The organism is Paraburkholderia sp. CNPSo 3076 (assembly GCF_026343935.1).
Classification (GTDB): Bacteria; Pseudomonadota; Gammaproteobacteria; order Burkholderiales; family Burkholderiaceae; genus Paraburkholderia; species Paraburkholderia nodosa.
The window spans coordinates 75,385-98,867 of sequence record NZ_JAPMAL010000001.1 but is presented as its reverse complement, the minus strand read 5'-3'; the positions used below and the strand labels follow the sequence as shown (position 1 = coordinate 98,867).

Annotated in this window: 20 protein-coding genes; 14 read left to right on the top strand and 6 right to left on the bottom strand. The window is 64.3% G+C overall.

Going from position 1 to position 23,483, the window contains the following annotated elements:
• Nucleotides 1–52: 52 nt before the first annotated feature.
• Nucleotides 53–2,332, top strand: coding sequence for an amylo-alpha-1,6-glucosidase (locus M3A49_RS00470; protein ID WP_266227051.1), 2,280 nt, complete (start codon nucleotides 53–55; stop codon nucleotides 2,330–2,332).
• A gap of 45 nt (nucleotides 2,333–2,377) precedes the next feature.
• Here M3A49_RS00470 and M3A49_RS00465 read toward each other — a convergent pair whose 3' ends face one another.
• The 4 genes from M3A49_RS00465 to M3A49_RS00450 form a co-directional block, all read right to left on the bottom strand.
• Nucleotides 2,378–3,469, bottom strand: a complete 1,092-nt coding sequence (locus M3A49_RS00465; protein ID WP_266227050.1) for an asparaginase — start codon at nucleotides 3,467–3,469, stop codon at nucleotides 2,378–2,380.
• A gap of 73 nt (nucleotides 3,470–3,542) precedes the next feature.
• Nucleotides 3,543–4,451 (bottom strand): bifunctional Delta(1)-pyrroline-2-carboxylate/Delta(1)-piperideine-2-carboxylate reductase, encoded by a 909-nt coding sequence (gene lhpI / locus M3A49_RS00460; protein WP_266227049.1) that lies wholly within the window; start codon nucleotides 4,449–4,451, stop codon nucleotides 3,543–3,545.
• Nucleotides 4,452–4,508: 57 nt separating this feature from the next.
• Nucleotides 4,509–5,750, bottom strand: a complete 1,242-nt coding sequence (locus M3A49_RS00455) for an NAD(P)/FAD-dependent oxidoreductase (protein WP_266227048.1) — start codon at nucleotides 5,748–5,750, stop codon at nucleotides 4,509–4,511.
• A gap of 101 nt (nucleotides 5,751–5,851) precedes the next feature.
• Nucleotides 5,852–6,763, bottom strand: a complete 912-nt coding sequence (locus M3A49_RS00450; protein ID WP_028203510.1) for a LysR family transcriptional regulator — start codon at nucleotides 6,761–6,763, stop codon at nucleotides 5,852–5,854.
• 155 nt (nucleotides 6,764–6,918) lie between these two features.
• On the opposite strand from M3A49_RS00450, the gene M3A49_RS00445 reads away from it, so the two are divergent.
• Nucleotides 6,919–7,944, top strand: a complete 1,026-nt coding sequence (locus M3A49_RS00445; RefSeq protein ID WP_266227047.1) for a DUF1338 domain-containing protein — start codon at nucleotides 6,919–6,921, stop codon at nucleotides 7,942–7,944.
• A 10-nt stretch (nucleotides 7,945–7,954) separates the two neighbouring features.
• Here M3A49_RS00445 and M3A49_RS00440 read toward each other — a convergent pair whose 3' ends face one another.
• Nucleotides 7,955–8,578, bottom strand: coding sequence for a helix-turn-helix domain-containing protein (locus M3A49_RS00440; protein WP_266227046.1), 624 nt, complete (start codon nucleotides 8,576–8,578; stop codon nucleotides 7,955–7,957).
• Between the two features lie 489 nt (nucleotides 8,579–9,067).
• On the opposite strand from M3A49_RS00440, the gene M3A49_RS00435 reads away from it, so the two are divergent.
• The 4 genes from M3A49_RS00435 (at nucleotide 9,068) to M3A49_RS00420 (ending at nucleotide 14,661) form a co-directional block, all read left to right on the top strand.
• Entirely contained in the window at nucleotides 9,068–10,219 is a 1,152-nt protein-coding gene (locus tag M3A49_RS00435) for a branched-chain amino acid ABC transporter substrate-binding protein (protein WP_266227045.1), read from the top strand.
• Nucleotides 10,220–10,469: 250 nt separating this feature from the next.
• Nucleotides 10,470–11,969, top strand: coding sequence for an aldehyde dehydrogenase family protein (locus tag M3A49_RS00430; RefSeq protein ID WP_266227044.1), 1,500 nt, complete (start codon nucleotides 10,470–10,472; stop codon nucleotides 11,967–11,969).
• Nucleotides 11,970–12,085: 116 nt separating this feature from the next.
• Nucleotides 12,086–13,258, top strand: coding sequence for an NAD(P)/FAD-dependent oxidoreductase (locus M3A49_RS00425; protein WP_254355336.1), 1,173 nt, complete (start codon nucleotides 12,086–12,088; stop codon nucleotides 13,256–13,258).
• Nucleotides 13,259–13,440: 182 nt separating this feature from the next.
• A complete protein-coding gene (locus M3A49_RS00420; protein ID WP_254355335.1) occupies nucleotides 13,441–14,661 on the top strand; it encodes a PLP-dependent aminotransferase family protein in 1,221 nt (406 codons plus the stop codon).
• Nucleotides 14,662–14,673: 12 nt separating this feature from the next.
• Here the strand turns inward: M3A49_RS00420 and M3A49_RS00415 are convergent, their stop codons facing one another.
• Nucleotides 14,674–14,949 (bottom strand): hypothetical protein, encoded by a 276-nt coding sequence (locus tag M3A49_RS00415; RefSeq protein ID WP_254355334.1) that lies wholly within the window; start codon nucleotides 14,947–14,949, stop codon nucleotides 14,674–14,676.
• 332 nt (nucleotides 14,950–15,281) lie between these two features.
• Here M3A49_RS00415 and M3A49_RS00405 point away from each other — a divergent pair, with 332 nt between their 5' ends.
• The 8 genes from M3A49_RS00405 (at nucleotide 15,282) to M3A49_RS00370 (ending at nucleotide 23,477) form a co-directional block, all read left to right on the top strand.
• Nucleotides 15,282–16,115 carry a substrate-binding periplasmic protein gene (locus M3A49_RS00405; RefSeq protein ID WP_266227043.1) on the top strand — a complete coding sequence of 278 codons (834 nt, stop codon included), beginning with the start codon at nucleotides 15,282–15,284 and terminating at the stop codon, nucleotides 16,113–16,115.
• 363 nt (nucleotides 16,116–16,478) lie between these two features.
• Complete coding sequence (locus M3A49_RS00400) at nucleotides 16,479–17,312, top strand: amino acid ABC transporter ATP-binding protein (RefSeq protein WP_266227042.1); 834 nt, start codon at nucleotides 16,479–16,481, stop codon at nucleotides 17,310–17,312.
• 8 nt (nucleotides 17,313–17,320) lie between these two features.
• The gene (locus tag M3A49_RS00395) at nucleotides 17,321–17,992 is read left to right on the top strand and encodes an amino acid ABC transporter permease (protein ID WP_028203519.1); all 672 of its coding nucleotides are present in this window, start codon (nucleotides 17,321–17,323) and stop codon (nucleotides 17,990–17,992) included.
• Nucleotides 17,993–18,002: 10 nt separating this feature from the next.
• The gene (locus M3A49_RS00390; protein WP_254355331.1) at nucleotides 18,003–18,668 is read left to right on the top strand and encodes an amino acid ABC transporter permease; all 666 of its coding nucleotides are present in this window, start codon (nucleotides 18,003–18,005) and stop codon (nucleotides 18,666–18,668) included.
• A 34-nt stretch (nucleotides 18,669–18,702) separates the two neighbouring features.
• Nucleotides 18,703–19,581, top strand: coding sequence for a dihydrodipicolinate synthase family protein (locus M3A49_RS00385; protein WP_254355330.1), 879 nt, complete (start codon nucleotides 18,703–18,705; stop codon nucleotides 19,579–19,581).
• A gap of 56 nt (nucleotides 19,582–19,637) precedes the next feature.
• Nucleotides 19,638–20,654 carry a 4-hydroxyproline epimerase gene (locus tag M3A49_RS00380; protein ID WP_266227041.1) on the top strand — a complete coding sequence of 339 codons (1,017 nt, stop codon included), beginning with the start codon at nucleotides 19,638–19,640 and terminating at the stop codon, nucleotides 20,652–20,654.
• The gene (locus M3A49_RS00375; protein WP_266227040.1) at nucleotides 20,651–21,940 is read left to right on the top strand and encodes an NAD(P)/FAD-dependent oxidoreductase; all 1,290 of its coding nucleotides are present in this window, start codon (nucleotides 20,651–20,653) and stop codon (nucleotides 21,938–21,940) included. The genes M3A49_RS00380 and M3A49_RS00375 overlap by 4 nt, the downstream gene beginning before the upstream one ends.
• Before the next feature lie 55 nt (nucleotides 21,941–21,995).
• Nucleotides 21,996–23,477, top strand: coding sequence for an aldehyde dehydrogenase family protein (locus M3A49_RS00370; RefSeq protein ID WP_254355327.1), 1,482 nt, complete (start codon nucleotides 21,996–21,998; stop codon nucleotides 23,475–23,477).
• The last annotated feature ends 6 nt before the right edge of the window (nucleotides 23,478–23,483 follow it).

Genomic DNA, 23,483 nt, shown 5'->3' with positions numbered 1-23,483 from the left:
ATCGCAAGCGAACCGTACCGTAACCCTTTGCATGGGACCCAGGAGGCAAGCAATGCAGGATCCTGAAACACTCGGTGGCGTCACGCGCTCAAGCGGCGTGGATCATCCCGACCAGGACGCGCGGGAAACCGACGGCGCGTTCATCGCGCCCGAAACGCCCGAGGTCGCAAGCGCCGACCAGCATGTGCTGAAGTCGGGCGGCACCTTCATCGTCAACGATCCGCTCGGCGACATCACCGGCATCGACGACGGCCTCTTCGTCAACGACACGCGTGTGCTCTCGTCGCTGCGCCTCACTTTCGGCGGACGCGTGCCCTCGCTGCTCTCGGGCAGCGTGAGCAGCGACAACGCCGTGTTCACGGCCCACCTGACCAATCGTCCGCTGCCGCCGCTCGGCGGCAGCACCACGCCCGAAGGCGTGATTCACGTGCAGCGCGAGCGCGTGCTCTCCGGCACGATGATGACCGAGGCCATCGAACTCACGAACTACGGCACCGAAGACGCCGTGGTGCCGCTTTCCATCTCGTTCGCGAGCGACTTTCGCGACATGTTCGAAGTGCGCGGCCTGAAGCGCGAGAAACGCGGCACGCTCAAGCCGCCGCGCGTCGAAGATGGCGAAGTACGGCTCGAGTACATCGGCCTCGACAAGGTGGCGCGGCGCGTGCGTATCGAGTTCTCGCCCACGCCGAACAAACTCCTCGCCGATCGCGCCGACTTCACGGTCGACCTGCCCGCGCAGGCCTGCGTCTCGATCTATCTCACGGTAGCGATCGAAGTCGAGGCCATGCCCGACGCCGCGCCCGGAACGCAGAGCGCGGGCATCTTCCAGCCGCCCCATTGCCTCGCGAACTCGCAGGAGCAGCGCGTGGGCCGCGCCGCTGTGCGCGCCGCGCTGGTCGACTCACATATCGTGATGCGCGAACGGCGTCGCGCGGCGGCGGCCTTGCGTTCGAGCAATCCGCTCTTCAATGCGTGGATCAACCGCTCGATTGCCGATCTGGGTCTTCTCACCACCGACCTGCCGACCGGTCCGTATCCGTATGCGGGCATTCCGTGGTTCTCCACGCCGTTCGGCCGCGACGCGGTCATCACCTCGCTGCAAACGCTGTGGCTCACGCCCGCGCTCGCGCGCGGCGTGCTGCGTTTTCTCGCGGAACATCAGGCGCGCGAGGATTCGGCGTTCCGCGACGCGGCGGTCGGCAAGATCATGCACGAAATGCGTAAGAGCGAGATGGCCGCCACGGGCGAAGTGCCGTTCGCGCTCTACTACGGCGGGGTGGACACCACGCCGCTCTTCGTCGTGCTGGCGGGCGCTTATGTCGAACGCACGGGCGACGTCTCGCTGATCGACGATTTGTGGCCAGCGCTGGAACGCGCGGCGGCCTGGGTCGCAGGTGTATGCGACCGCAACAAACTCGGTCTGCTCGACTACCGGCGCGAATCGGAAGGCGGGCTCGCGAACCAGGGCTGGAAGGACAGCCACGACTCCGTCTTCCATGCGGACGGCCGTTTCCCCGACGGCCCGATCGCGCTCGTCGAAGTGCAGGCGTACGCGAGCGCGGCGTTCGAAACGATGTCGCGTTTCGCCACGCATCGCGGCCAGGTGGAAGACGCTGCGCGCTACGCCGCGCGCGCCGCTAAAATCCGCCGCTGCGTGGAAGAGAAGTTCTGGATGCCGGAGTCGGAGTTCTACGGTATTGCGCTCGATGGCCACGGCGATCTTTGCCGCGTGCTCGCGTCGAACGCGGGACATCTGCTCGCCTTCGGGCTGCCCCAGGAAGAGCGTGGCCGCGCCGTGGCGGAAGTGCTCGAATCGGCGCTGTTTCATACGGGCTGGGGCGTGCGGACGCTCGCGGCGGGCCAGGCGCGTTTCAACCCCATGGCGTACCACAACGGCTCGGTCTGGCCGCACGACAACGCGCTGTGTGCGCGCGGTCTCGCGCGCTATGGCCGCAAGGCGGCAGCGGTGCGCCTCTTGCAGGCGCTGTTCGAGGCCGCGGTGACGTTCGACATGCGTCTGCCCGAACTCTTCTGCGGGTTCCCGCGCAGGCGCGGCGAGCCGCCCACGGCGTATCCGGTGGCCTGCCTGCCGCAAGCCTGGGCCGCGGGCTCGCCGTTCATGATGCTCGAAGCGTGTCTTGGCGTGACGATCGACGCGACGCGCAACGAAGTGCGTGTCGAGCAGCCCATGCTGCCCGAAGGCATCGACTGGCTCGAAGTGGGCGATCTGCGCGTGGGCAAGCATACGGTGACGCTCATGTTCCGCCGTGTGGACGGCAAGGTTGTGGCATCGGCCGATCGCAGCGACGTGAAGGTCGTCGCGTTGCTGTGAGTCTGGGCGCGGGCTTTCAAAGCCCGCGCCTGGCTCGTCTATTCCTTACTTGCCGGGCGCGTGTTCGAAGCGCTCCAGCGTGAACTGCGGCGCGATGTAACCCGTCTCGACGCCCATCGTGTTGACGATGCGCGGGGCGTCGAATTTCCTTAGTTGTGCCAGCTGTTCCGGCGTGCCGATGCCCAGTTGCCTGAGTACTTCCACGACGGTGGCATGGAGCGCGGTCAATTCGCCGTCCTCGATCTTCACCGCGATACCCAATGCCGGGCCGCCCGTGTGCGGCGCGGTCGCCGCGCTGGCGCGCACGCCAATCGCATAACTGCCCGCCGCGCCGAGCTTGCCGACGAGCGCGCCTTCGAACGCGTGCATGAGCGCCGTGCAGAAGCGGCCTTCGCCGGCCACGAGTTCCGGATACGACGTCATCGCGCGATAGATGTGGGCGAGCGCCTGCGTGCGCGAGGCGGTCGCGGCCGATCCTGGCAAAGCCGCGCGGTCCTGCGCATCGGCGAGCTTCATGAACAGGCGGGCGAGCCGGTCGAGCGGGAAGGCCGGGGTGGGCAGATTGCAGCCGTCGATGCCCCACTCGACGTCCGTCTCGGGAAGATCGCAAACCTCGGCCACGACGCGCTTCACATGTTGCTGCAAGGGGTGCGAAGGCAGATGGTAGTCGGCCAGCGCCGCGCCGATCGCGCGCGCGCCCGCGAGCATGCCCGCGTGCTTGCCCGAGCAGTTGCTGCACACCGCGCCCGGCGTGAAGTCGCGCTTGATCCATGCCTTGTAGACGGCGTCGGAGAGTGGCGCATGGCCGCCGCAACGCAGGTCCGATTCCGCAGCGGACACCTTGGCGAGCATCGCGCGCGTCCGCTCGATATGGCGGTCCTCGCTGCTATGCGAGGCGCACATGAGCGCGAGATCGGCGTCGTCAAAGTGAAAGCGTTCGAGCGCGCCTGTTTCGGCCACGGCGAGCGCCTGCGCGGGCTTGGCCGCCGAGCGCACGAGCGTCATGCGATGCGGCTCGCCGAGCGCGTAGAGCAGGCGGCCTTGGGCGTCGACCACGGCAATGTGGGCGATATGCGTGGTTTCGATGACACCGCCGCGCAGGACTTTCACGGCGGGTTGGGGGGCGCTCGTCGTCATGGTGCGTCTGCCTTGGGTCTCGGATGGGATTGCGCTGCGCGGTCGATGTGCGATTCTAATCCGCGCATTCGGGTTAGCGCATTTGCCGGGCGACGCGGCACGCCGCGAGATCCCAGGCGCCGCTGCCGACCGTCTTCAGCAGCACAGGTCTGCCGTCATGCGCCGCGCCGTTTGCCACAGCGGAGCCGATCGTGCGCACGTTCGCCCAGTCGACGCCGGCCTGCAGCAGGTCGCCGGCTTCTTCGCGCGCGGCTGCGAGATCGTCGACGAACACGCGGCTCGCACGCACCGTGCCCTGGGCGATTTCGGCCGCGTCCGGCGTGAAGGCGCCCACGCCGATCACGAGCCGGTCCTGGCTCGCTGCGTCGTCGTACACGGGCGTCTTGCTCGTCGTCGCGGCGATGACCACATCGACTTCTTGCGGTACCGCACCGTGCGCGGGCGTCACGTCCACGCCGGACTGCGCGAAGTGGGCGCGCAATGCCGCTTCGGACGCTTCGGTCCGACCTTTCACGTAGAGCGTCGCCGCCGGATAGAGCGCGCCGATCGCCTCGGCATGAAAACGCGCCTGCTGTCCGGTGCCGATCACCAGAAACGCGCGCGGCGCGCCGGGGTGAAAGAGCCGCACACCCAGCATGGAGAGCGCCGCGGTGCGCCGCCCGGTCACGGTCGGGCCGTCGAGGATGAACTCCGGCTGCCCCGTCGCGCCATGGCACACCGTCACCGCGCCGAAGATGGTCGGCATGCCGAGCGCCGTGTTGGCCGGGCACACGCTCACGAGCTTGTGGATGGCGATGTCCTCGGCGCTGGCGGGCATCGAGAGCATGACGCCGTTGCCCTTGAGCGGCACGCCCGTGCGCACGGGCGCGTGAATGCGGCCCGCGTCGTGGTCCTGCGCGGCCGTGGCGAGGGCGTCGAGCAGCACGCCGAAGTCGAGCAGGCGCGCCGTGGCGGCTGCGTCGTAAATCGCGATGGGCTCCATCGAATCTTCTCTCCTGATGAATGAGGCGTGGGTGTGGCGGCGTGCGTTCCGGCCGCCTCAAAAGCGGTCGATGCGAAACGGCGCGAGATTGACGGCGGGCGTCTCGCGCGTCATCAATTGTGCGACGAGTTCGCCGCTGAGCGGCCCGAGCGTGAGGCCCAGATGCTGATGGCCGGTCGCGACGAACACATTCCGTGCGCCGGGCATCTCGCCGATCATCGGCAGATAGTCGGGCAGCGTGGGGCGCTCGCCGTACCAGCGGCTTGCGACCTGGACCGCGGGCGCGCCGGGAAAGAGCGTCTGAAATTGCGTGGCGAGCAGATCGGCGCGGCGCCAGTCGGGCGCGCCGCGCGCGCCGAGCTCGACGGTGCCGGCAAGCCGGATGCCTTGCGCCATCGGGTTACAGGTGAAGCCGCGCTCGACGAAGCTCACGGGCACGCTCAGCGTGTCTTGCAAGGGTGCGCCGAGCTGGACGTGATAGCCGCGCTCGTTAGTGAGCGGAATCCTTGCGCCGAGCTGCTGCGCGAGTTCGGCGCTGCGCGAGCCGGCCGCGATCAGCACCTTGGCTGCTGGGTGCGTTGCGCCGTTCAGCGTGACGCCGATACGGCCATCGGGCAGGGCGCGCAAGGCATCGACGGCAGCGCGCGTGAATCTCGCGCCCGCTGCGAGCGCCGCCTCGAAAATACGCTCGACGACCTGCTGCGGATTCGTGACCGAAGCCATGCCGGGAAAGTAGCGCGCATGGCTGATATGCGGCGTGAGCGACGGCAGATAGTCGCGCCGCACCTGCTCAGCCGTGAGATTTTCGTAGCGCACGCCGTGCCGGTCGAGTAGGTCGAGTTGCGCGCATTCCGTTGCGTGCGCAACGGGTTGCTCGAACACGTAGAGCGAGCCGATGTCGCGAAAGAGGTCGGCGGCGATGTGCCGATCCAGCAAACGACGCCAGGCCTGCGCCGCGCCAGTCACGAGACTCGCGAGCGCACGCGTATTGCGCCGGAAGCGCGGGCGCTGCGCCTGCGCGGCGAACTCCAGCACCCACGGCGCCATGCGCGGCAGGCTGCGCTTGTGCAGGCGCAGCGGGCTGTCGCGGCGCAGCAGCATGCGGGGCAGGCCGGCCATCGTCTCGGGGCTCGCGAGCGGCGCGACATGGTCGACCGCGATCAGGCCCGCGTTGCCGAACGAGCAGCCCGAACCGGGCTGGGCGCTATCGACGATATGCACGCGCACGCCACGCTGCGCCAGATTGAGCGCGGCGCAGACACCGATGATGCCCGCACCGATGACGACGACGTCTTCCATGTCAGTCTCGCGACGAAGAAGTGATTTCCTTCGATGCTAACCTAACTATTTCCTATAGGAAACTTTTTTCTGATCGTATATTTCGCGTGCCCGATCGCCGATCAGCCTTGCCCTTGCAAGGCGTTGTAGGCGCCCGCCTGCTCGAGCAGCCACGCGCGGAAGCGTTCCAGTGGCTTGCCGTGGCTGAGTTCGGTGGGATAGACGAAGTAGTAGCCGCCATCGGCAATCGCCGGGGCTTCGAACGGGATGACGACGCCAAACCGCTCGAGCTGGCCTTCCACGAAGAACTTCGGCACGAGCGCCACGCCGAGGCCGGCGGCGGCCGCTGCGATCAGCATTGTGTGCAGCTCGTAGCGCACGCCGTGCATGGTGGCGTTGTCTTCCACGCCGAGGTCGGAGAACCAGCGCGTCCATGCGTCGGGGCGCGTCGTGGAGTGCAGCAGCGGGTAGGCGAGCAGTTCATGCGCCTTCTTGATGGGGCGCGCGAGCAGCGACGGCGAACAGACGGGCACCACTTCCTCGCCGAACAGAAAGTCGGACGACGTGCCGGGCCAGGTGGGCTTGCCGTAGTGGATCGCGGCTTCGAAATGCGATTCCTCGAACGAAAACGTCTCGGTGCGCACGCCCATGTTCACGCGCACGTCGGGCGTGCGGTCGTAGAAGTCCTTGAGGCGCGGTATCAGCCACTCGGACGCGAAGGTCGGCAGCACGGCGAGTTCCAGATAACCGCCGCCGCTGCCGTGCGCGATGATGGAGAGCGTGTCGCGATCGAGGTTTTCGAGCGCACGGCGCACCTGGGTGCTATAGAGCCGGCCCGCGCGCGTGAGCACGACCCGCTGTTTGGCGCGCACGAAAAGGCGCACGCCGAGATTCGATTCGAGCGTGGCGATCTGGCGCGAGACCGCACTTTCGGTGAGGAACAGCTCCTTGGCGGCGTGAGTGAAGCTCTCGTGCCGCGCCGCGGCTTCGAAGGCCGTCAGCGCGCCGATGTTCGGGATCTTGAACTTGCGCATGTTAATTCCATAAACTCATCAAGTGACAATTTAATCTCGCTTTACGCGGTGCGCAACCATTTGAATAATGCGTTTTACGTATAGTTGGCCGAAGCCAATGGCCAGAGGCCCGTTTGATGGCCGCTGCGAGGCGGTCGTTTCCTGTGAGATTGGTGATGCGCAATTCGAACGTAGAACGCTTGTTGTCCGCGCTGCTGGGCCGCGAGAAAACCGAAACCCTCTTTGCAACGCTGAACTTTCCGTCGATGCTCGGCGACTGGGAAAGCGGCACCGTCACGCGCGCCGAACTCGCCCAGGCGATGAACATGGCGCTGTTCGAAGACCTGCTGGAGCGCTCGCCCAACGGCCGCACGTACACGACCGATACGGTGGCGCAGGGCGGCGCGGTGTACTTCGACCATGGCGCGCTGCGCACGGTGCGCTGGGCGCAGAACGGCGCGCTGCCGCCCGGCGAAGCGGCGTTCACGCGTATTCTGCGTCCGCTCGGCTTTCGCCTGAATGGCCGCTATCCGCTGGACAAGCTCGGCATGACGGGGCGCGCCTATGCTCACGAAGACGCGCCCGACGAGATCGCGCAGTTCTTCGTGAGCGAACTGCACCCCGAGCGCTTTTCGGCGGCGTTCCAGCAAGCCGTGACGAACGTGGTGGGCGCGTCGAAAGATCCGCTCACGCCGCTTGCCATGGCACAGCTCTCAGAACTCGAACGCGACGGCTCGCTGCCGCTCGATGCAGCGCTGCAGCTGCTGCCCGTGATCGTCGGGGCATTCGCGCGGCAGCACGATGTGCCGTCTATTTCGGACTACGAGACATTGCTGCAGGAATCCGCGGAAATGGCGTGGATCGCAACGGAAGGCAACGCCTTCAATCACGCGACCGACCGCGTGGAAGACGTCTTCCGGCTTTCGGACGACGAGAAGGCCAAGGGGCGTCCGATGAAGCCCAGCGTCGAGACCTCGCGCTCGGGCCGCGTGTTCCAGACGGCGTATCGCGCCGACACCGTGAAGCGCGAGTTCCGCGCGGCGGACGGCCAGCGCGTGACGCGCGAGGTGCCGGGCTCGTTCTACGAGTTCATCACGCGCAAGCGCACGTTCGATCAGGTCACGCGGCGCTGGCAGACCGATTTGCGCTTCGACGCGGGTAACGCCACCGGCATCTTCAAGATGACCGCGAACGCTGCGTAAGCTTGAAGGTTCAAACGCCCGGCGCGCCGTCCTGCGTGTCCGGGTGCGGTTCGTTGATGAGCCAGAGGACTTCCGCGTCTTCATCGCTCGTGGAGACGGCCGCATGCCCCGTGCGGCTGTCGAAATAGAGGCTGTCGCCGGCTTCGAGATGCGTCGGCGCGTAAAGCTCGGAGTAGAGGCAAACCGAGCCGCTCAGTATGAAGAGAAATTCTTCGCCTTCATGCCGGCCCCATTCCGTGAACTCGTCCAGTGAGTGCGCCGTCACGCGAATGCGAAACGGGTGCATCGCCTTGTGGGCGAGTTCCGTTGCCAGCAACTCCATCTGATAGCAGCCGGCCGCATGCTGCTGCCCGCCGCCCTTGCGGGTGAGTGCGCGTCGTCCGCTCGCGCGCGGTCTGGGCGCCGAGCCGAACAGTTCGCCGAGGTCGATCTTCAGGCCGTGAACGATCTTCTGCAGCACGTCGAACGTTGGCGACATGACGCCGTTTTCCACCTTCGAGAGCGTGGAGCGCGACACGCCGCACACGCGGCTGGCGGCCTCGAGCGTGTAATCCTGCTTCAGCCGGGCCGCCTTGACGCGCTTGCCCAGCTCCGCCGAAGCGTTCTCGGCGGGCTTGAGGGACGGGGTTTCCATTCGGGAACTCGGGGTGCTCGCTGATGGTTCGCGGGTGTTCGTATCGTACTCTATGTTTCCGATCATAACATTGGCGTATCGCGCGACGCTTGTTGCGTCATGCCGCATTTAACAAGCATGGCTAAGTAAATTGTCCGCCCGGAAGTTGATGATTTCTGACGCAAACCCAGACGGCGCAAGGCACGGCGCGCGCACAAGCCGCGCTCGCATGACACCCACGCACAAGCGGGCATCTCGGCGTTATCGGGTATTTCCCAATGCCTGCGAGGCCGCGTCACGCGTTGCCGTATTCCCCGCGTGGACGGGCTTGATGAGAAAAGCGCATTACGTGGTGATTAGATTTCGTTTGATGCCGCCGGAACCGCTGCCGACAATCCGTTCACGTCCCCGCCGTGCTGCGGTGCTGGACGAATCCTGTGCGTCGAAGGTCCGCGCGACCGTTCGGACGCATCACGTTCCGGCTCCATCCAGATTCCGAAGGAATATCGCATGTCTCCTCGTTTCCTCGCTTCTCGTCGTGGCTGCGCGATCGCAGCGTCGTTGATGTTGGTTGCCGGCGCGGTGAGCGCGCAGGAAATGGTCGTGAAGATCGGCGTGGCCAGCCCGCTCACGGGCGGCGGCGCAGCGTATGGCAAGGACATCGAGAACGGTGTGCGTCTGGCCGTGGACGAAGCCAACGCCGCGCATCCCACCATCGGCGGCAAGCCGGTCAAGTTCGTAATCGACTCGCAGGATGACCAGAGCGATCCGCGCATTGGCGTGCAGGTGGCGCAGCAACTCGTGGACGACAACGTGGCCGTCGTGATCGGCCACTTCAATTCGGGCACGACGCTGCCGGCCTCGAAGATCTACGCGAAGGCGGGCATTCCGATGATCACGCCGGCCGCCACCAATCCGGCCATCACCCAAAGCGGCGCGCCGACCATCTACCGCGTGATCGCCACCGACTCGCAAAACGCCGGCAACGCGGGCAACTATGCGGCGACGGTGACGAAGGCGAAGCGCATTGCCATCATCGACGACCGCACGGCCTTCGGCCAGGGCGAAGCCGACGAGTTCGAGAAGGCCGTGAAGGCGAGCGGCGGCACGATCGTCGCGCGCGAGTTCACGAACGACAAGGCGGTGGATTTCAGCGCCCAGCTCACGAGCATCAAGCGCACGAGTCCGGATCTCGTGTTCTTCGGCGGCCTCGACGCGCAGGCCGCCATGATCGTCAAGCGCATGCGCCAGCTTGGCCTGAAGGCGCAATTCCTCGCGGGCGGCGGCGTCATGGACGCGAACTTCATCAAGCTCGCCGGCGATTCCGCCGATGGCGCTTCGGTGTGGGAATACGGCCAGCCGCTCGGCACGCTGCCCAAGGGTCGAGGCTTCGAAGCGAAGTTCAAGCAGAAGTACGGCATCGACATGCTCGCCTACGCGCCGTTCGCCTATGACGCGGCGTGGGTCGCGATCACGGCGATGGAGAAGGCCGGCTCGGCGACGCCGGCGCAGTACAACGCCGCGCTGAAGGCCACGAACTACGACGGCATTACGGGCAAGATCGCCTTCAATGCCCAGGGCGACCTGAAGAGCCCGAGTTCGACGCTGTATCAGGTCAAAAACGTGGCGTGGGTGCCGGTCACGACGCGAACCGCGGACTGAGATCACTCGCCTCTGCTACCTTGAAGGGCGCCGGCACGGCCGGCGCCCAATGCATTGTTTCCAATAGGAAATCGAGGGTCCGCCAGCAGGGCGGCCTCATGCCATTTTCATGGCGGAAAGCCGGGCGGGAGCGATACACGCGGCATGGCGAAATTCCCGTGGATTTTCGTGTTGTCGCCGCCAAATTGCGCGTGTATAGTTTCCTAAAGTAGCAATGTTTCGTATCGGAAATTTTTAAGGGATTCTACCTATGAAAGCCTCCTCCATCCTCTCGGATCTCGGTATTTCCCAGCTCGCGGAAGCGGGCGACATCGCCGTGCATTCGCCGATCAACGGCGAACTGATCGGCCGCGTCGCGAGCCAGTCGGCAGCCGACGTCGACGCCGCGCTGGCGAAGGCACAGGAGGCGTTCAAGAGCTGGCGCAACGTGCCCGCGCCGCGCCGCGGCGAACTCGTGCGCCTGCTCGGCAACAAGTTGCGCGAGCAGAAGCGCGCGCTCGGCAGCCTCGTCTCGCTGGAAACCGGCAAGATCTTCCAGGAAGGCCTCGGCGAAGTGCAGGAAATGATCGACATCTGCGACTTCGCGGTCGGCCTCTCGCGTCAGCTTTACGGTCTGACCATTGCTTCGGAGCGTCCCGGCCACCGCATGGCCGAATCGTGGCATCCGATGGGCGTGTGTACCGTCATTTCCGCGTTCAATTTCCCGGTCGCCGTGTGGTCGTGGAACGCCGCGCTCGCGCTCGTGTGCGGCAACGCCGTGGTCTGGAAGCCTTCGGAAAAAACGCCGCTCACCGCGGTTGCCGTCAACAAGATCATGCAGGACGTGTTGAAGGAATTCGGCGATGCGCCCGAAGGCCTCACGAGCCTCGTGGTCGGTGGCCGTGAAGTGGGGGCGAAGCTCGTGGCGGATCCGCGCTCGAACATCGTGAGCGCAACGGGCAGCACCGAAATGGGCCGCACCGTCGGCGTCGAGGTCGCGCGCCGCTTCGGCCGCTCGCTGCTCGAACTGGGCGGCAACAACGCAGGCATCGTCTCCGCGACTGCCGATCTCGAACTCGCACTGCGCGGCATCCTGTTCTCGGCGGTCGGCACGGCCGGCCAGCGCTGCACGTCGCTGCGCCGCCTGTTCGTGCACGAGAGCGTGTACGACAAGGCAGTCGAGCGCCTGAAGACGCTCTACGGCAAGGTCGTGATCGGCAATCCGCTGGAACAGGGCACGCTGATGGGGCCGCTCATCGACGAGCAGTCGTTCGCCCGCATGCAGTCGGCGCTCGAGCAGGCAAAGCGCGAGGGCGGCAAGGTGTTCGGCGGCGAGCGCCACGCGGTGGCGGGCAACGAGAAGGGCTTTTACGTGCGCCCGGCGATCGTCGAGATGCCGTCGCAAACCGAAGTGGTCTTGAAGGAAACCTTCGCGCCGATTCTCTACGTCCTCAAGTACAGCGACTTCGGCGACGCCATCGATGCGAACAACGCTGCCCACCATGGCCTGTCGTCGTGCGTATTCACGACGGACCTGCGCGAGAGCGAGCGCTTCACGTCGGCCGCGGGCAGCGATTGCGGCATTGCGAACGTGAACATCGGGCCGAGCGGCGCGGAGATCGGCGGCGCGTTCGGCGGCGAGAAGGAAACGGGCGGCGGGCGCGAGTCGGGCTCCGACGCGTGGAAGGCTTACATGCGCCGCGCGACCAATACGGTCAACTATTCGTCGGCGCTGCCGCTCGCACAGGGCATCGATTTCAACGTCGAATAAGCGCGTTTGGCGTAGTTGAGCAGACATGACCGGGCGCACGGTGCACCCGGTCGATGGATCGATTCGCGCAAACCCAATCCATGCGCGCCGCAGTTATCCGCAATCTGGAGCAAGTCGTGAGTTCTCAAGTCGTTATCGTTGGCGGCGGGGTAATCGGTAGTTCTATTGCTTACTTTCTGCGCGCAGCCGACCCAACGGTTTCCGTCACCGTGTTCGAGCGCGACCCGAGTTATGCGCGCTCGTCGTCGGCGCTTTCGGCCGCGTCGATCCGGCAGCAGTTTTCCACGCCGTTGTCGATCCAGATGTCGCTGTTCGGCATCGAGTTTCTGCGCGGCATTGGCGAGCGGCTCGAAGTGAACGGCAGTCGTCCGTCGATCGATCTGCACGAGGGCGGCTATCTTTTCCTCGCCACGGAAGCGGGCGATGCGACGCTGCGCGAGAATCACGCGCTGCAAACGCGTCTTGGCGCGGACATCGAACTCATGTCGCGCGACGCGTTGCACGCGAAGTTTCCCTGGCTCAACGTCGAGGATCTCGCAAGCGGCGCATATGGCCGCAGCGGCGAGGGCTGGTTCGACGGCTACGGCCTCGTGCAGGCGTTGCGCAAGAAGGCGCAGTCGCTCGGCGCGCGCTATGTGCCGGCCGATGTGACCGGCGTCGTGCGCAGTGGCCGCAAGGTCACGCACGTGATCGCGAGCGACGGCGAACGCCATGCGTGCGACACGCTCGTGAACGCAGCCGGCGCGTGGGCGCGCAAGCTCGCGGAAATGATGGACATCGACATTCCGGTCTATGCGCGCCGCCGCAGCATTTTCAACGTGTCGTCGCCCGCGCGGCTCGCCGCGTGCCCGTTGCTGATCGATCCGTCCGGCGTGTATTTCCGCCCCGAGGGCAACACGTACATCACCGGAACGTCGCCGAGCGCGGACAACGACCCCAACGACCTGCCACTCGACGAAGTCGATCACGCCATCTTCGACGACGTGATCTGGCCCACGCTTGCGCACCGCGTGCCGGGATTCGAGGCGCTGCGCGTGGAGAACTGCTGGTCCGGCTATTACGAGTACAACGTGCTCGACCAGAACGCCATCATTGGTTATCACCCGGCCATCGACAATTGCGTGTTTGCCAATGGTTTTAGCGGGCACGGACTGCAGCAGGGGCCCGCAACCGGGCGCGGCGTGAGCGAACTGATCCTCAACGGCCGGTACGCGACGCTCGATCTGTCTTCGCTCGACTGGTCGCGCGTACTGGAAAATCGGCCGATCGTCGAAAAGAACGTCGTGTGACCGCGGGTAGTCAGGCCGCGCAAAAAGAGCCCGTGAATTCACGGGCTTTTTCATTGCGCGATGGCTTGATGAGCAAACCGCATGACGTGGTGATTAGATTTCGTTTGATACGCCCGTGAGGGCTGACCACAATCGAAGCTTGTCCGTTGCCGCGCTTAACCGCCATCGACTCCATGTCCGCCATGTACGATTTCACCGCGCCCTTTCAGCATCCCGCCGGTTCGCCCATTCGCGAGCTGTTCAAGTACCTGGGAGAGCCAGGCATGATTTCCTTCGCTGGCGGCTATCCCGCCAGCGACCTGTTCGACGCCGATGGACTGCAGGCGGCAGCGGCTCAGGCATGGCAGGCTTCCACGCGCTGCCTGCAATATGGCCCGACCGACGGTTTGCCCGAATTGAAAACGCAGCTGCTCGCGCTGATGGCGCGCCGCGGTGTGACCTGCGCGCCTGAGGAGATGGTCGTCACCACAGGGTCGCAGCAAGGCCTTGACCTCTTGTTGCGCGTGTTGCTCAATGCGGGCGACACGGCCTTGACCGAGCAGCCCGCCTATCCGGCCACACTGCAGGCGCTCCGACTCCAGCAGGCGCATGTCGTGACGGTGCCGGTCGACGGCGACGGTCTCGACGTGGACGAACTCGCCGCGCGGCTCGCTTCGGGCGCGATTGACCGGCCCAGGCTGCTCTACACGGTGCCGACCTTCGCGAATCCCACCGGGGCCACGCTCACGCGCGAGCGGCGCCTTGCGCTCTTGCGTCTCGCGGTTCAATACCGCTTCGTGATCGTCGAGGACGATCCGTACGGCGATCTGCGTTTCGCAGGCAACGCGGTGCCGTCGATGCTGGCGCTGGCAAGCGAAGTGCCGGGCGCGCGCGCTTGGGTCGTGCACTTCTCGAGTCTTTCGAAAGTCGTTGCGCCCGGCTTGCGCGTAGGCTGGACCGTCGCGCCCGCCGAAATCGCGCGGCGCTGCGTGATCGCCAAGCAGACCGTCGACCTGTGCAGTACGCCGTGGACCCAGGCAATCGCCGCGCACTACCTGGCGGCGGGCTCGCTCGAACGGCATCTTCCGCACATCACGCAAGCGTATCGGCGCAAATGCGAAGCGCTTTGCGATGACTTGCGCGCGCAATTCGGCGACGAAATCGCGTTTCATCAACCGGAAGGCGGCATGTTCGTGTGGGCGCGTATTCCGGGTGTCGCGATCGATGCGCTCTTGCCGAATGCAATTGCGAACAAGGTGATTTTTGTTCCGGGCAAGGCGTTTTTCGCTGACGAGCCCGACCCCGCGTCGCTGCGCCTTTCGTTCGCCGCGCCGAACGTGGATCAGATTCGCGAAGGCGTGGCGCGTTTGAAGCGGGCCGCGCATGCCACGCAAACGGCGGACGTGACGTCGGCACCTGTTTGAAATTCGCGCGATTCAAGTTCCGCGCGTTTCTCGTTGCGCAACCGACTGCGCAAGCTCGACGAAGCGCTCCACGCACGTCGAGGTGAACGGCTCGATCCACGAGACAGTCTGGTCGAGTGCCTTCTTGCGCGCATGCACGCTGCCGCTCGGCACGGCGGCGACGAGCGGCTCGCGCGCGACCACGAGCGAGCACAACCCGTCTTCTTGCGCGTTCGCTGCCGACCAGCCAAAGCCGATATCGAGTGCGCCCTCGACGATCTGCCGATGCTGGCTCGCGGTGGCGGTCACGGCGATCGGAATCTACCTCTCCTGCTAATACTTCGGCGGCAGCCTCGGCTCCGTGTTGCCGATTCCCGCATGGCACCGCTGGGGCTGGACGGGGTGCGTGGCGTTCGTCATGGGCGCTCAGACGCTGGTCGGGCTGCCCGTGTTCGCGTTCAGGCGGCCGGAGCGCGCCGCCGCACGGAGCGACGCGCGCGGAGCGCCAGGGCAATCGCCTGGTTGACAGTCCAAATATTGGCTTCCTATTATGCATACAACGTTGCACACAAATGGATATGCAAAATTGTGTGGCGTACGCATCGTGCATCTACGGGATTACCCTTATTGGAGAGGTCATCATGGTTCGGCTGTCTCGCATTACCCGTCAAGCTTTCGTCGGCCTGGTTGCAGTGAGTTGCGTGCTCGCGAGCGCGTCGTCTCGCGCGGAGGACGCGAGCGCGTGGCAAAGCGTGAAGAAAGCAGGTGTTCTGCGCTGCGGCGCCGCGGTTGCGCCCCCGTACGTGATGCGCGACGCGAAAACTGGCCAGTACAGCGGCTTTTTCTCGGACCTGTGCCGCGACTTCGGGCAGAATGTTCTCAAGGTCAAGGTCGAATTCGTCGACACGTCGTGGGACAACATCGTCGCGGGTCTGCAATCCGACAAATGGGACCTCTCGCTTGCGCTGAACGACACGCCTGAGCGCGAGAAAGCGATCTCGTTCTCGGTGCCCGCCACCGACTACAACGTCTCGCTGGTCTACAACAAGAACAACCCGAAGATTCCGAAGGGCGCGCACAGCGTCGCCGATATCGACAAACCCGGGATGACGATTGCGGTCATGTCGGGCACGTCCCAGGACAAGGCGATCTCCGCTGCCATCAAGCAAGCGCAAATCATGCGTCTGCCGGGCAACGACGAGACGCGTCTCGCGTTGATGTCGAAGCGCGCCGATCTGCTCGCGGACGCGAACATCACCAACATGCTGCTGACCGAGGAGCACCCGGAGTGGGCGGTTGCGATTCAGCCTAATCCGCCGCTGGCGCAGCAAGCGGTCTCGTTCGGCGTGCGCAAGGAGACGTCGAAAGCCGATCTCGCCGTGCTCAACGACTTTCTGAACGCGCAGGTCAAGTCGGGGGCGGTCAACCGTCTCATCAGGACTTCCGTCCAGTCGATGCTCGTGACCAGTAAGTAATCACACTGGTTTGGTGCCGCGGCGCTTGCGCGCGACGTGCGGCATCCGGCACACGTTCCGAAACATTCCGCTGCTGGAAGGCCGCCGCGCGCGCGTGCGCGCGCCGCGGCCTTTTTTGCATTTCGATGCCCGCCGCATGCCGCCGTCTGCACGGTCCCGGTGTTTTCCCTGGAAATCCCGCATCTCTCATTGACGGTCGAATTTTGGGCTTCTAGTATGTGTACAACGTTGCACACATATAGATGCGCAAGATTGTGTGTTCCAGGTGAGGAGGTGACGGCGCCAGCCGCACTGGACCGATCGACAAAGCAGATTCGATTCACATATCGCGTGCTTCCGCACGCGCCCCGCTGGAGAGATTTCATGTTGTCAATGCGAACCATGGCTGCCCAACCCAACATTGCACCGACCGTCCTGAACTTCTCGCCGTCGACGACGGGTGAGTTCGTCCAATTCGAGAACGTCTATAAGCGCTACGGCGAAAACCTCGTCGTCATGGACCGCATGAGCTTCGACATGCGCGCAGACGACAGGCTCGTGATCATCGGCCCGAGCGGCAGCGGCAAGAGTTCGCTCCTGCGCGTGATGATGGGCCTCGAAGGCATTCAGGGCGGACAGATCGGCTTTCAGGGCAAGCCGTACATCTACGGCGAGGACACCGGGCGGTCGAAGCGTATCGATGCAAAGCTGCAGAAGCAGATCGGCATGGTTTTTCAGCATTACACGCTGTTTCCGCATCTCTCCGTGCTCGGCAACCTCGTTCTTGCGCCGGTGAAAGTCGGCGGCCTCTCGAAAGCCCAGGCCACTGAGCGCGCCCGCATGTATCTGGCGCGTCTGGGCCTGGAGAGCAAACTCCGCGCCTATCCGAGCCAGCTCTCCGGTGGCCAGAAACAGCGTGTCGCCATTGCGCGGGCGCTCATGCTGGAGCCGAAGCTGATGCTGTTCGACGAAGTGACCTCGGCGCTCGACCCGGAAATGGTCATTGAAGTGCAGAACGTGATGCTCCAGCTCGCGGAGCAGAAGATGGCGATGATCATCGTGACGCACGACATGCACTTCGCCCGCGATATCGCCACGCGCGTCGTGTTCTGCGCGGGCGGGAAGATCGTGGAGCAGGGCGCGCCGGATGAGATGTTCAAGTGTCCGAAGGAAGCGCGCACGCGCGAGTTTCTCGAGAAAGTTCTGCATCTCGACTGAGGGCGGCTATGAACTACCAGTTTGATTTTCATTTCCTGCAAGGGAGCCTCGGGTCCCTGCTTGACGGACTGCGGGTGACGGTCGAGCTTGCCCTCGCGTCCAACATCATGGGCCTCGTGCTCGGCTTTTTCCTGTGCCTGCTGGTCATGAGCCGTTGGGCGATCGTGCGCTGGCCCGCGCAGCTTTTCATCGAATTCTTTCGTTGCACGCCCGCGCTGCTGCAAATCGTGTGGTTCTTCTACTGCATCCCGATGATGGTCGATGTGTTCATCGACCCCATCGTGATGGGCATCCTGGCATTGGGCCTGAACCTGACGGCATTCAATGCGGAAGCGTATCGCGCAGGCGTTCAGGCGGTGCCGAAGGAACACCTCGACGCATGCGTCGCGCTCGGCCTGAAGCCGTGGCAACGCACCTTCTATGTGGTCCTGCCGCAAGCGCTTCGTAGCTCGATGCCCGTTCTCATGACCAACGGCATTGGGAGCCTGCAGCAAAGCGCGCTCGTCGCGATCGTGGCGGTGGCGGATCTCATGTACGTGGGCAAGAGTCTGGCGACGCAAGCCTATCGGCCGCTCGAAACCTACACGGTCGTGGCGCTCATCTACTTTGCGCTTTCGCTGCCGATCGCGCGGCTCGTTCACGTGATCGAGCGACGTCAGGAACTGGCCCATCAGCGCTAGGGAGAAGACCATGAACCTCGATTTCGCTTCCGTGCTGCCGTACTGGCTGGTCCTACTCAAAGGATTGGGGCTGACGCTCGCGTTCACGAGCAGTTGCGCTGTGATCGGCAGCCTTGCCGGTTTCGTGTTGAGCCTGCTGCGCATGTCCTCGTCGCGGTGGATGAAAGCGGCAACGACGCTCTATGTCGAATTCTTTCGCGGAACGCCGCTGCTCATTCAGCTCTTCTGGGTGTTCTTCTGTTTCCCAGTCGTTTTCAGGATTCCGATTCCGCCTTACCTCTCGGTCGTGATTTCGCTGACGTTGTATATGGCGGCGATCACGAGCGAGACGTTTCGCGGGGCGCTGAAGTCGATTTCCTCGGAGCAGCATGACGCGTGCATTGCGCTCAGTCTCACGCCGCAGGCGAAGATTCTCTATGTGATCTTTCCGCAAGCGCTGTTGCGCGCCGTTCCGCCGTTGCTCTCGAACGTCGTGAGCCTGTTCAAGGAGAGTGCGCTCATCTCGTCCGTGGGTGTCGCCGATCTGATGTTCGTCGGGCAGAACATTTCGACCAGCACGGCACGGCCAGTCGAATTCTTGACCACGGTTGCAATGATCTATTTCCTTGTCGCTTTCCCGCTGACCCGTCTGGTCGGCGTGGTCGAGACAAAATTTCTCAGGCGTTTTGCGTACTGAACCCCAACCATTCCATCGTGAAGCGGAGATTCAAATGCAGATGAAAGGCATCCTGCCGGCGCTCGTTACGCCGTTCAATGCGTCCGGTGCAGTCGACCACGACACCCTAGCGAATATCCTCGAGTTTCAGCTGAAGGCCGGCGTCAACGGCTTCGTGCCGCTTGGTTCGACGGGCGAATATTATGCCCTGACGCACGACGAGCGCCGCGCCATCCTCAAGACGGTGCGCGAAGTCGTGGGCGAACGCGGGACGCTCATCGGCGGCGCGAACGGCTCGTCCACACGCGAAGTCATCGAGCAGACGCGACTCGTCCGCGACGCCGGCTACACGAACGTTCTTATTGCGCCGCCGTACTATGCGCTGCCGTCGCAGGAAGAATTGATTGGGCATTACGCCGCGATTCTCGAAGCCGTGCCGGACGTCAACGTGATTCTTTATAACTATCCGGTCCGCACGAACGTGGAAGTCGGTTTCGGCGTTCTCGACGCCTTCAAGGATCACCCGCGCGTCGTCGGCATCAAGGAGAGCAGTGGCAACCTGCTGCGCGCCATCGAAATCGGCGAGAAGTACAAGGATCACTACCAGCTCTCTTGCGGTTCGGACGATCAGGCGCTCGACTTCTTCCTGTGGGGCGCCACGAGCTGGATTTGCGGACCGGCGAATTGTTTCGTCAAGCCGGTCGTCGACTTCTACAATAAGTTCGAGGCCGGCGATATTCGCGGTGCGCAAAACGTCATGCGCTCGCTCTTCCCGGTCATGGCCACGATGGAAGCCGGCAAGTTCGTGCAGAAGGTGAAGTACGGCTGCGAACTCGCAGGCTTCAAGGTGGGCGCCGCGCGCATGCCGCTGATGCCGCTGACCGACGCAGAAAAGGCCGCGTTCCGCGCGGTATTCGAAGCCGCTCAGGCCTAACCCGCACGCCGGCGCCTGGGCGGCGCCGGCTCACACGTTCCGGTGGAAAACCGACAATGACGCGACATAGCTTCAAGTGCATCGAAGGTCACACGGAAGGCATGCCGGTACGGATGGTCATCGAGGGCGCGCCGTCGCTCGCGGGGCGCGCGATGGCCGAGCGGCGCGAGGACTTCGTCGGGCGATACGACTGGATTCGCCGTGCGCTCATGCTGGAGCCGCGCGGCCACTCGCACATGTCGGGCACGCTGCTGTATGCCCCGGTGTCCGCCAATGCCGATATGAGCCTGCTCTTCATCGAAACCTCGGGGAGCCTGCCGATGTGCGGACATGCGTCCATCGGCTCGATCTCGTTCGCGCTGGAAGCCGGTTTGGTGAAGCCGAAAGCGCCGGGTACGGTGGTTGTCGACGTGCCCGCCGGGCAACTGAGCGCGCGCTACGAACAGGGCGGAAATCGCGTGACGTCGGTGCGTTTTACGAATGTGCCCAGTTTCCTGCTCCATCGCGACGTGGAAGTCGTGCATCCGAAGTTGGGCAAGCTCGTGCTCGATATTGCCTACGGCGGCAACTTCTATCCGATCGTGGAAGTCCAGCAGAATTTCCCCGGATGCGAGCATTTCAATCCGCAGCAGTTGCTCGAATGGGGCCGTGACATGCAGGCGCTGTTGAACGAAACCATGCAAGTCGTTCATCCGGACAATCCGCTCATTCGCGGCGTGAAGCACTGCATGTGGACGGGTGCACCGCTTTCCGGCGAAGCTCACGCACGCGCCGTGGTCATTGCCGGCGAGAGTCTGATCGACCGTTCGCCCTGCGGGACCGGCACCTCTGCGCGCGTTGCACAACGGTATGCGCGTGGGTTGCTCGAAGCACGGCAGGCTTTCAGGCATCAAAGTCTGATCGGCAGTTGTTTCATCGGGCGCGTCGAATCGACGACCCGGCTCGACAGCGGTATCGACGCCGTCTGCCCCAGCGTCGAAGGGCGCGCGTGGATCACCGGTCGCTCGGAACACTACGTGGACGACGATCATCCCTATGCATTGGGCTTTGACCTTCAGGAGTTCGCCAGGTGAGCGCCGTACCTCTCGAATCCGCAGTGATTGAACGCAACGCGGCGCCGCGCGAGTCGGCCGTTGTCATTGGCGGCGGTATCGTTGGCGTGTGCTGTGCGCTGTATCTGCAGCGCGGCGGCTATGCGGTCACGCTCATCGATCCCGAAGCGCCGGGTAACAGCACCGCCAAATGGAGCTGCGGGCAGATGGCGGTGAGCGAAGTCATTCCGCTGTCCAAGCCCGGCATTCTCATGAAGATTCCCGGCTGGCTCATGGACCAGAAGGGACCGTTGGCGCTGCGGCCGAGCGCGTTGCCTGGCATCATCCCCTGGTTTGTCCGTTTTCTCATGTGCGCGCGACACGCGAAGATCGTCGATATCGCCAACGCCATGGCGACACTCACGCACGAAGTCTACGCGGATTACGCGCCGCTGCTCGACGCCTGCGAAGACAAGGCGCTCATGGGCGAGCGCCCCATTCTGGAAGTATTCGACGACCCGAAAGGCATCGAGCACGAGCAGCCGCATCTGGCGTTGCGCGAGTCACTCGGCTTCAAGGCGAAACGGTTGAACGCCAAAGACGTCGGCGACCTCGAGCCGGCGCTCGCAGGCAAGTTTTCTCATGGGCTGCTCTTCGCGGACTGGCGTTCCGTGCGCGACACCATGGGATTCATCGCCGCGCTCACCGACAGTTTCATTGCACGAGGCGGCCGCCGGATCAGAACGGAAGCGAGCCGTATCGATGAGGCGAACGGCAGGGCGACCGGCGTCACGCTCACGAACGGCGAGTGCGTGGCAGCCCGGCACGTGGTGGTTGCCGCCGGCACGGGCGCGCGGCGCTTCTTCGGTGCTCTCGGCGTGAGCGTGCCGCTCGAGGGCATCGCAGGGTACCAGGTCGTGGTTGCCGACCCCGGCGTCGAGATGCGCCACTCGACCATCTACGCCGATGGCGGGTTTTGCTTCACGCCGATGACGCGCGGCCTGCAGATTGGCGGGACCATCGAATTCGCCGGGCAGGGCGCCGCGCCCAATTTCAAACGGGCCGACATCATTCTCGAGAAGGCGAAACGCGTGCTGCCCGAACTGCGCACCGCGAACGTCGAATATGGCGTGGGCTATCGTCCCTTCCTGCCGGACACGAAGCCGGTTATCGACCGCTCGCGCAGGCTCGAAAACGTCTTCATGGCTTTCGGTCATGGCCAGCTCGGCCTCACCCTCGGCGCGACGACGGGAAGGCTGATCGCCGACATGGTTGCGGGCCGCCCCACAAGGCAGGATCTCGCGCCGTTCAGCGCGTACCGGTTCTAGCGGGTAGCGTTCGACGTCAAACTCATCACATTGCGCAAACAATATCGGGTTGAATATGAAATCGTACGAAAAGCTCTTCATCGATGGCCGCTGGGTCGCGCCGGTGCACAACGGCAGCTTCGAAACGGTCGATCCGTGCACCGAGCAAGTCATTGCGAAAGTTGCGGCCGCAACAGCTGAAGACGTCGATCTTGCCGTCAAGGCCGCGCGCAAGGCGTTCGACGAAGGCCCATGGTCGCGCATGAGCGGCGCCGAGCGTGCGGCTGTCCTGCGCCGCATCGGCAAAGGCATTCGCGACCGCCTGCAGGCGTTGGCCGAAATCGAAGTGCGCGACAACGGCAAGCCGCTGCCGGAGGCGCTGTGGGATCTGGGCGATGCGGCGGGCTGCTTCGACTTCTACGCTGGCCTCGCGGAGAAACTCGATGAGCATGCCGAAACGACTATCGCACTCCCCGATGACCGCTTCAGTTCGGTTGCGCGCAAGGAACCCGTTGGGGTGGCCGGCGCCATCATTCCCTGGAACTTTCCGCTGCTGATGGCCGCGTGGAAAGTGGCGCCCGCGCTGGCCGCGGGTTGCACGATGGTGCTCAAGCCCTCGGAGCTCACGCCGCTTACGGCGCTCGAGCTTGCGGATATCGCGGCAGCGGCGGACCTGCCGCCGGGCGTCCTGAACGTCATCACCGGGTTGGGCCAGGACGCCGGCGCGCCGCTGAGCGAGCATCCCGCAGTCGACAAGCTCGCCTTTACCGGCAGCGTGCCCACCGGCAGCCGCATCATGCAGGCCGCGGCGCGCGACATCAAGAACGTCAGTCTCGAACTGGGCGGCAAGTCGCCGTTCATCGTCTTCGACGACAGCGATATCGAGGCGGCTGTCGAATGGATCATGTTCGGCATATTCTGGAATCAGGGCGAGGTGTGCTCGGCCACCTCGCGCGTGCTGGTGCAGCGCGGCATCTATACAAAGCTGCTCGATCGCCTGAAAGAGGCGACGCAGAAAATCACCATCGGCAGCGGTTTGCAGGATGGCGTGCTGCTCGGGCCACTTGTCAGCAAGGGCCAGTACGACAAGGTGCGGCATGCGGTCGAGCGTGGCGTGGAAGAGGGGGCGCGGCTCGTGACCGGCGGTGGGCGGCCCAAACATCTCGAGAAGGGCTTTTTCATGGAGCCGGTTGTTTTCGCCGACGTGCCCGAGACCAGCTGGGTCTGGACTGAAGAGATTTTTGGCCCGGTCGTTTGTGTCCGACCCTTTGATGACGAGACGGAAGCCGTACGTTCTGCCAACGATTCACGCTTCGGCCTTGGCGCGGCCGTGATGTCGCGCGACAGCGAGCGCTGCGAGCGCGTGGCGCGCAAACTGCGGGCAGGTATTGTCTGGATCAACTGCTCGCAGCCGACCTTCACGGAGGCGCCGTGGGGCGGCTACAAGCAGAGCGGCATCGGGCGCGAACTGGGGGAGTGGGGGTTGAACAACTACCTCGAAACCAAGCAGATTACGCGGTACGGCAGCGACAAGCCGTGGGGCTGGTACATCAAGTAAGGCAGA

Coding starts and splice junctions, on each gene's coding strand:
- M3A49_RS00455 (WP_266227048.1), bottom strand. CDS start 5,750: ATGGAAGACGTCGTCGTCATCGGTGCGGGCATCATCGGTGTCTGCGCC.
- M3A49_RS00380 (WP_266227041.1), top strand. CDS start 19,638: ATGACGCGACATAGCTTCAAGTGCATCGAAGGTCACACGGAAGGCATG.
- M3A49_RS00435 (WP_266227045.1), top strand. CDS start 9,068: ATGTCTCCTCGTTTCCTCGCTTCTCGTCGTGGCTGCGCGATCGCAGCG.
- M3A49_RS00440 (WP_266227046.1), bottom strand. CDS start 8,578: ATGGAAACCCCGTCCCTCAAGCCCGCCGAGAACGCTTCGGCGGAGCTG.
- M3A49_RS00385 (WP_254355330.1), top strand. CDS start 18,703: ATGCAGATGAAAGGCATCCTGCCGGCGCTCGTTACGCCGTTCAATGCG.
- lhpI (WP_266227049.1), bottom strand. CDS start 4,451: ATGGAGCCCATCGCGATTTACGACGCAGCCGCCACGGCGCGCCTGCTC.
- M3A49_RS00395 (WP_028203519.1), top strand. CDS start 17,321: ATGAACTACCAGTTTGATTTTCATTTCCTGCAAGGGAGCCTCGGGTCC.
- M3A49_RS00370 (WP_254355327.1), top strand. CDS start 21,996: ATGAAATCGTACGAAAAGCTCTTCATCGATGGCCGCTGGGTCGCGCCG.
- M3A49_RS00430 (WP_266227044.1), top strand. CDS start 10,470: ATGAAAGCCTCCTCCATCCTCTCGGATCTCGGTATTTCCCAGCTCGCG.
- M3A49_RS00390 (WP_254355331.1), top strand. CDS start 18,003: ATGAACCTCGATTTCGCTTCCGTGCTGCCGTACTGGCTGGTCCTACTC.
- M3A49_RS00470 (WP_266227051.1), top strand. CDS start 53: ATGCAGGATCCTGAAACACTCGGTGGCGTCACGCGCTCAAGCGGCGTG.
- M3A49_RS00420 (WP_254355335.1), top strand. CDS start 13,441: ATGTACGATTTCACCGCGCCCTTTCAGCATCCCGCCGGTTCGCCCATT.
- M3A49_RS00465 (WP_266227050.1), bottom strand. CDS start 3,469: ATGACGACGAGCGCCCCCCAACCCGCCGTGAAAGTCCTGCGCGGCGGT.
- M3A49_RS00400 (WP_266227042.1), top strand. CDS start 16,479: ATGTTGTCAATGCGAACCATGGCTGCCCAACCCAACATTGCACCGACC.
- M3A49_RS00405 (WP_266227043.1), top strand. CDS start 15,282: ATGGTTCGGCTGTCTCGCATTACCCGTCAAGCTTTCGTCGGCCTGGTT.
- M3A49_RS00445 (WP_266227047.1), top strand. CDS start 6,919: ATGCGCAATTCGAACGTAGAACGCTTGTTGTCCGCGCTGCTGGGCCGC.
- M3A49_RS00450 (WP_028203510.1), bottom strand. CDS start 6,763: ATGCGCAAGTTCAAGATCCCGAACATCGGCGCGCTGACGGCCTTCGAA.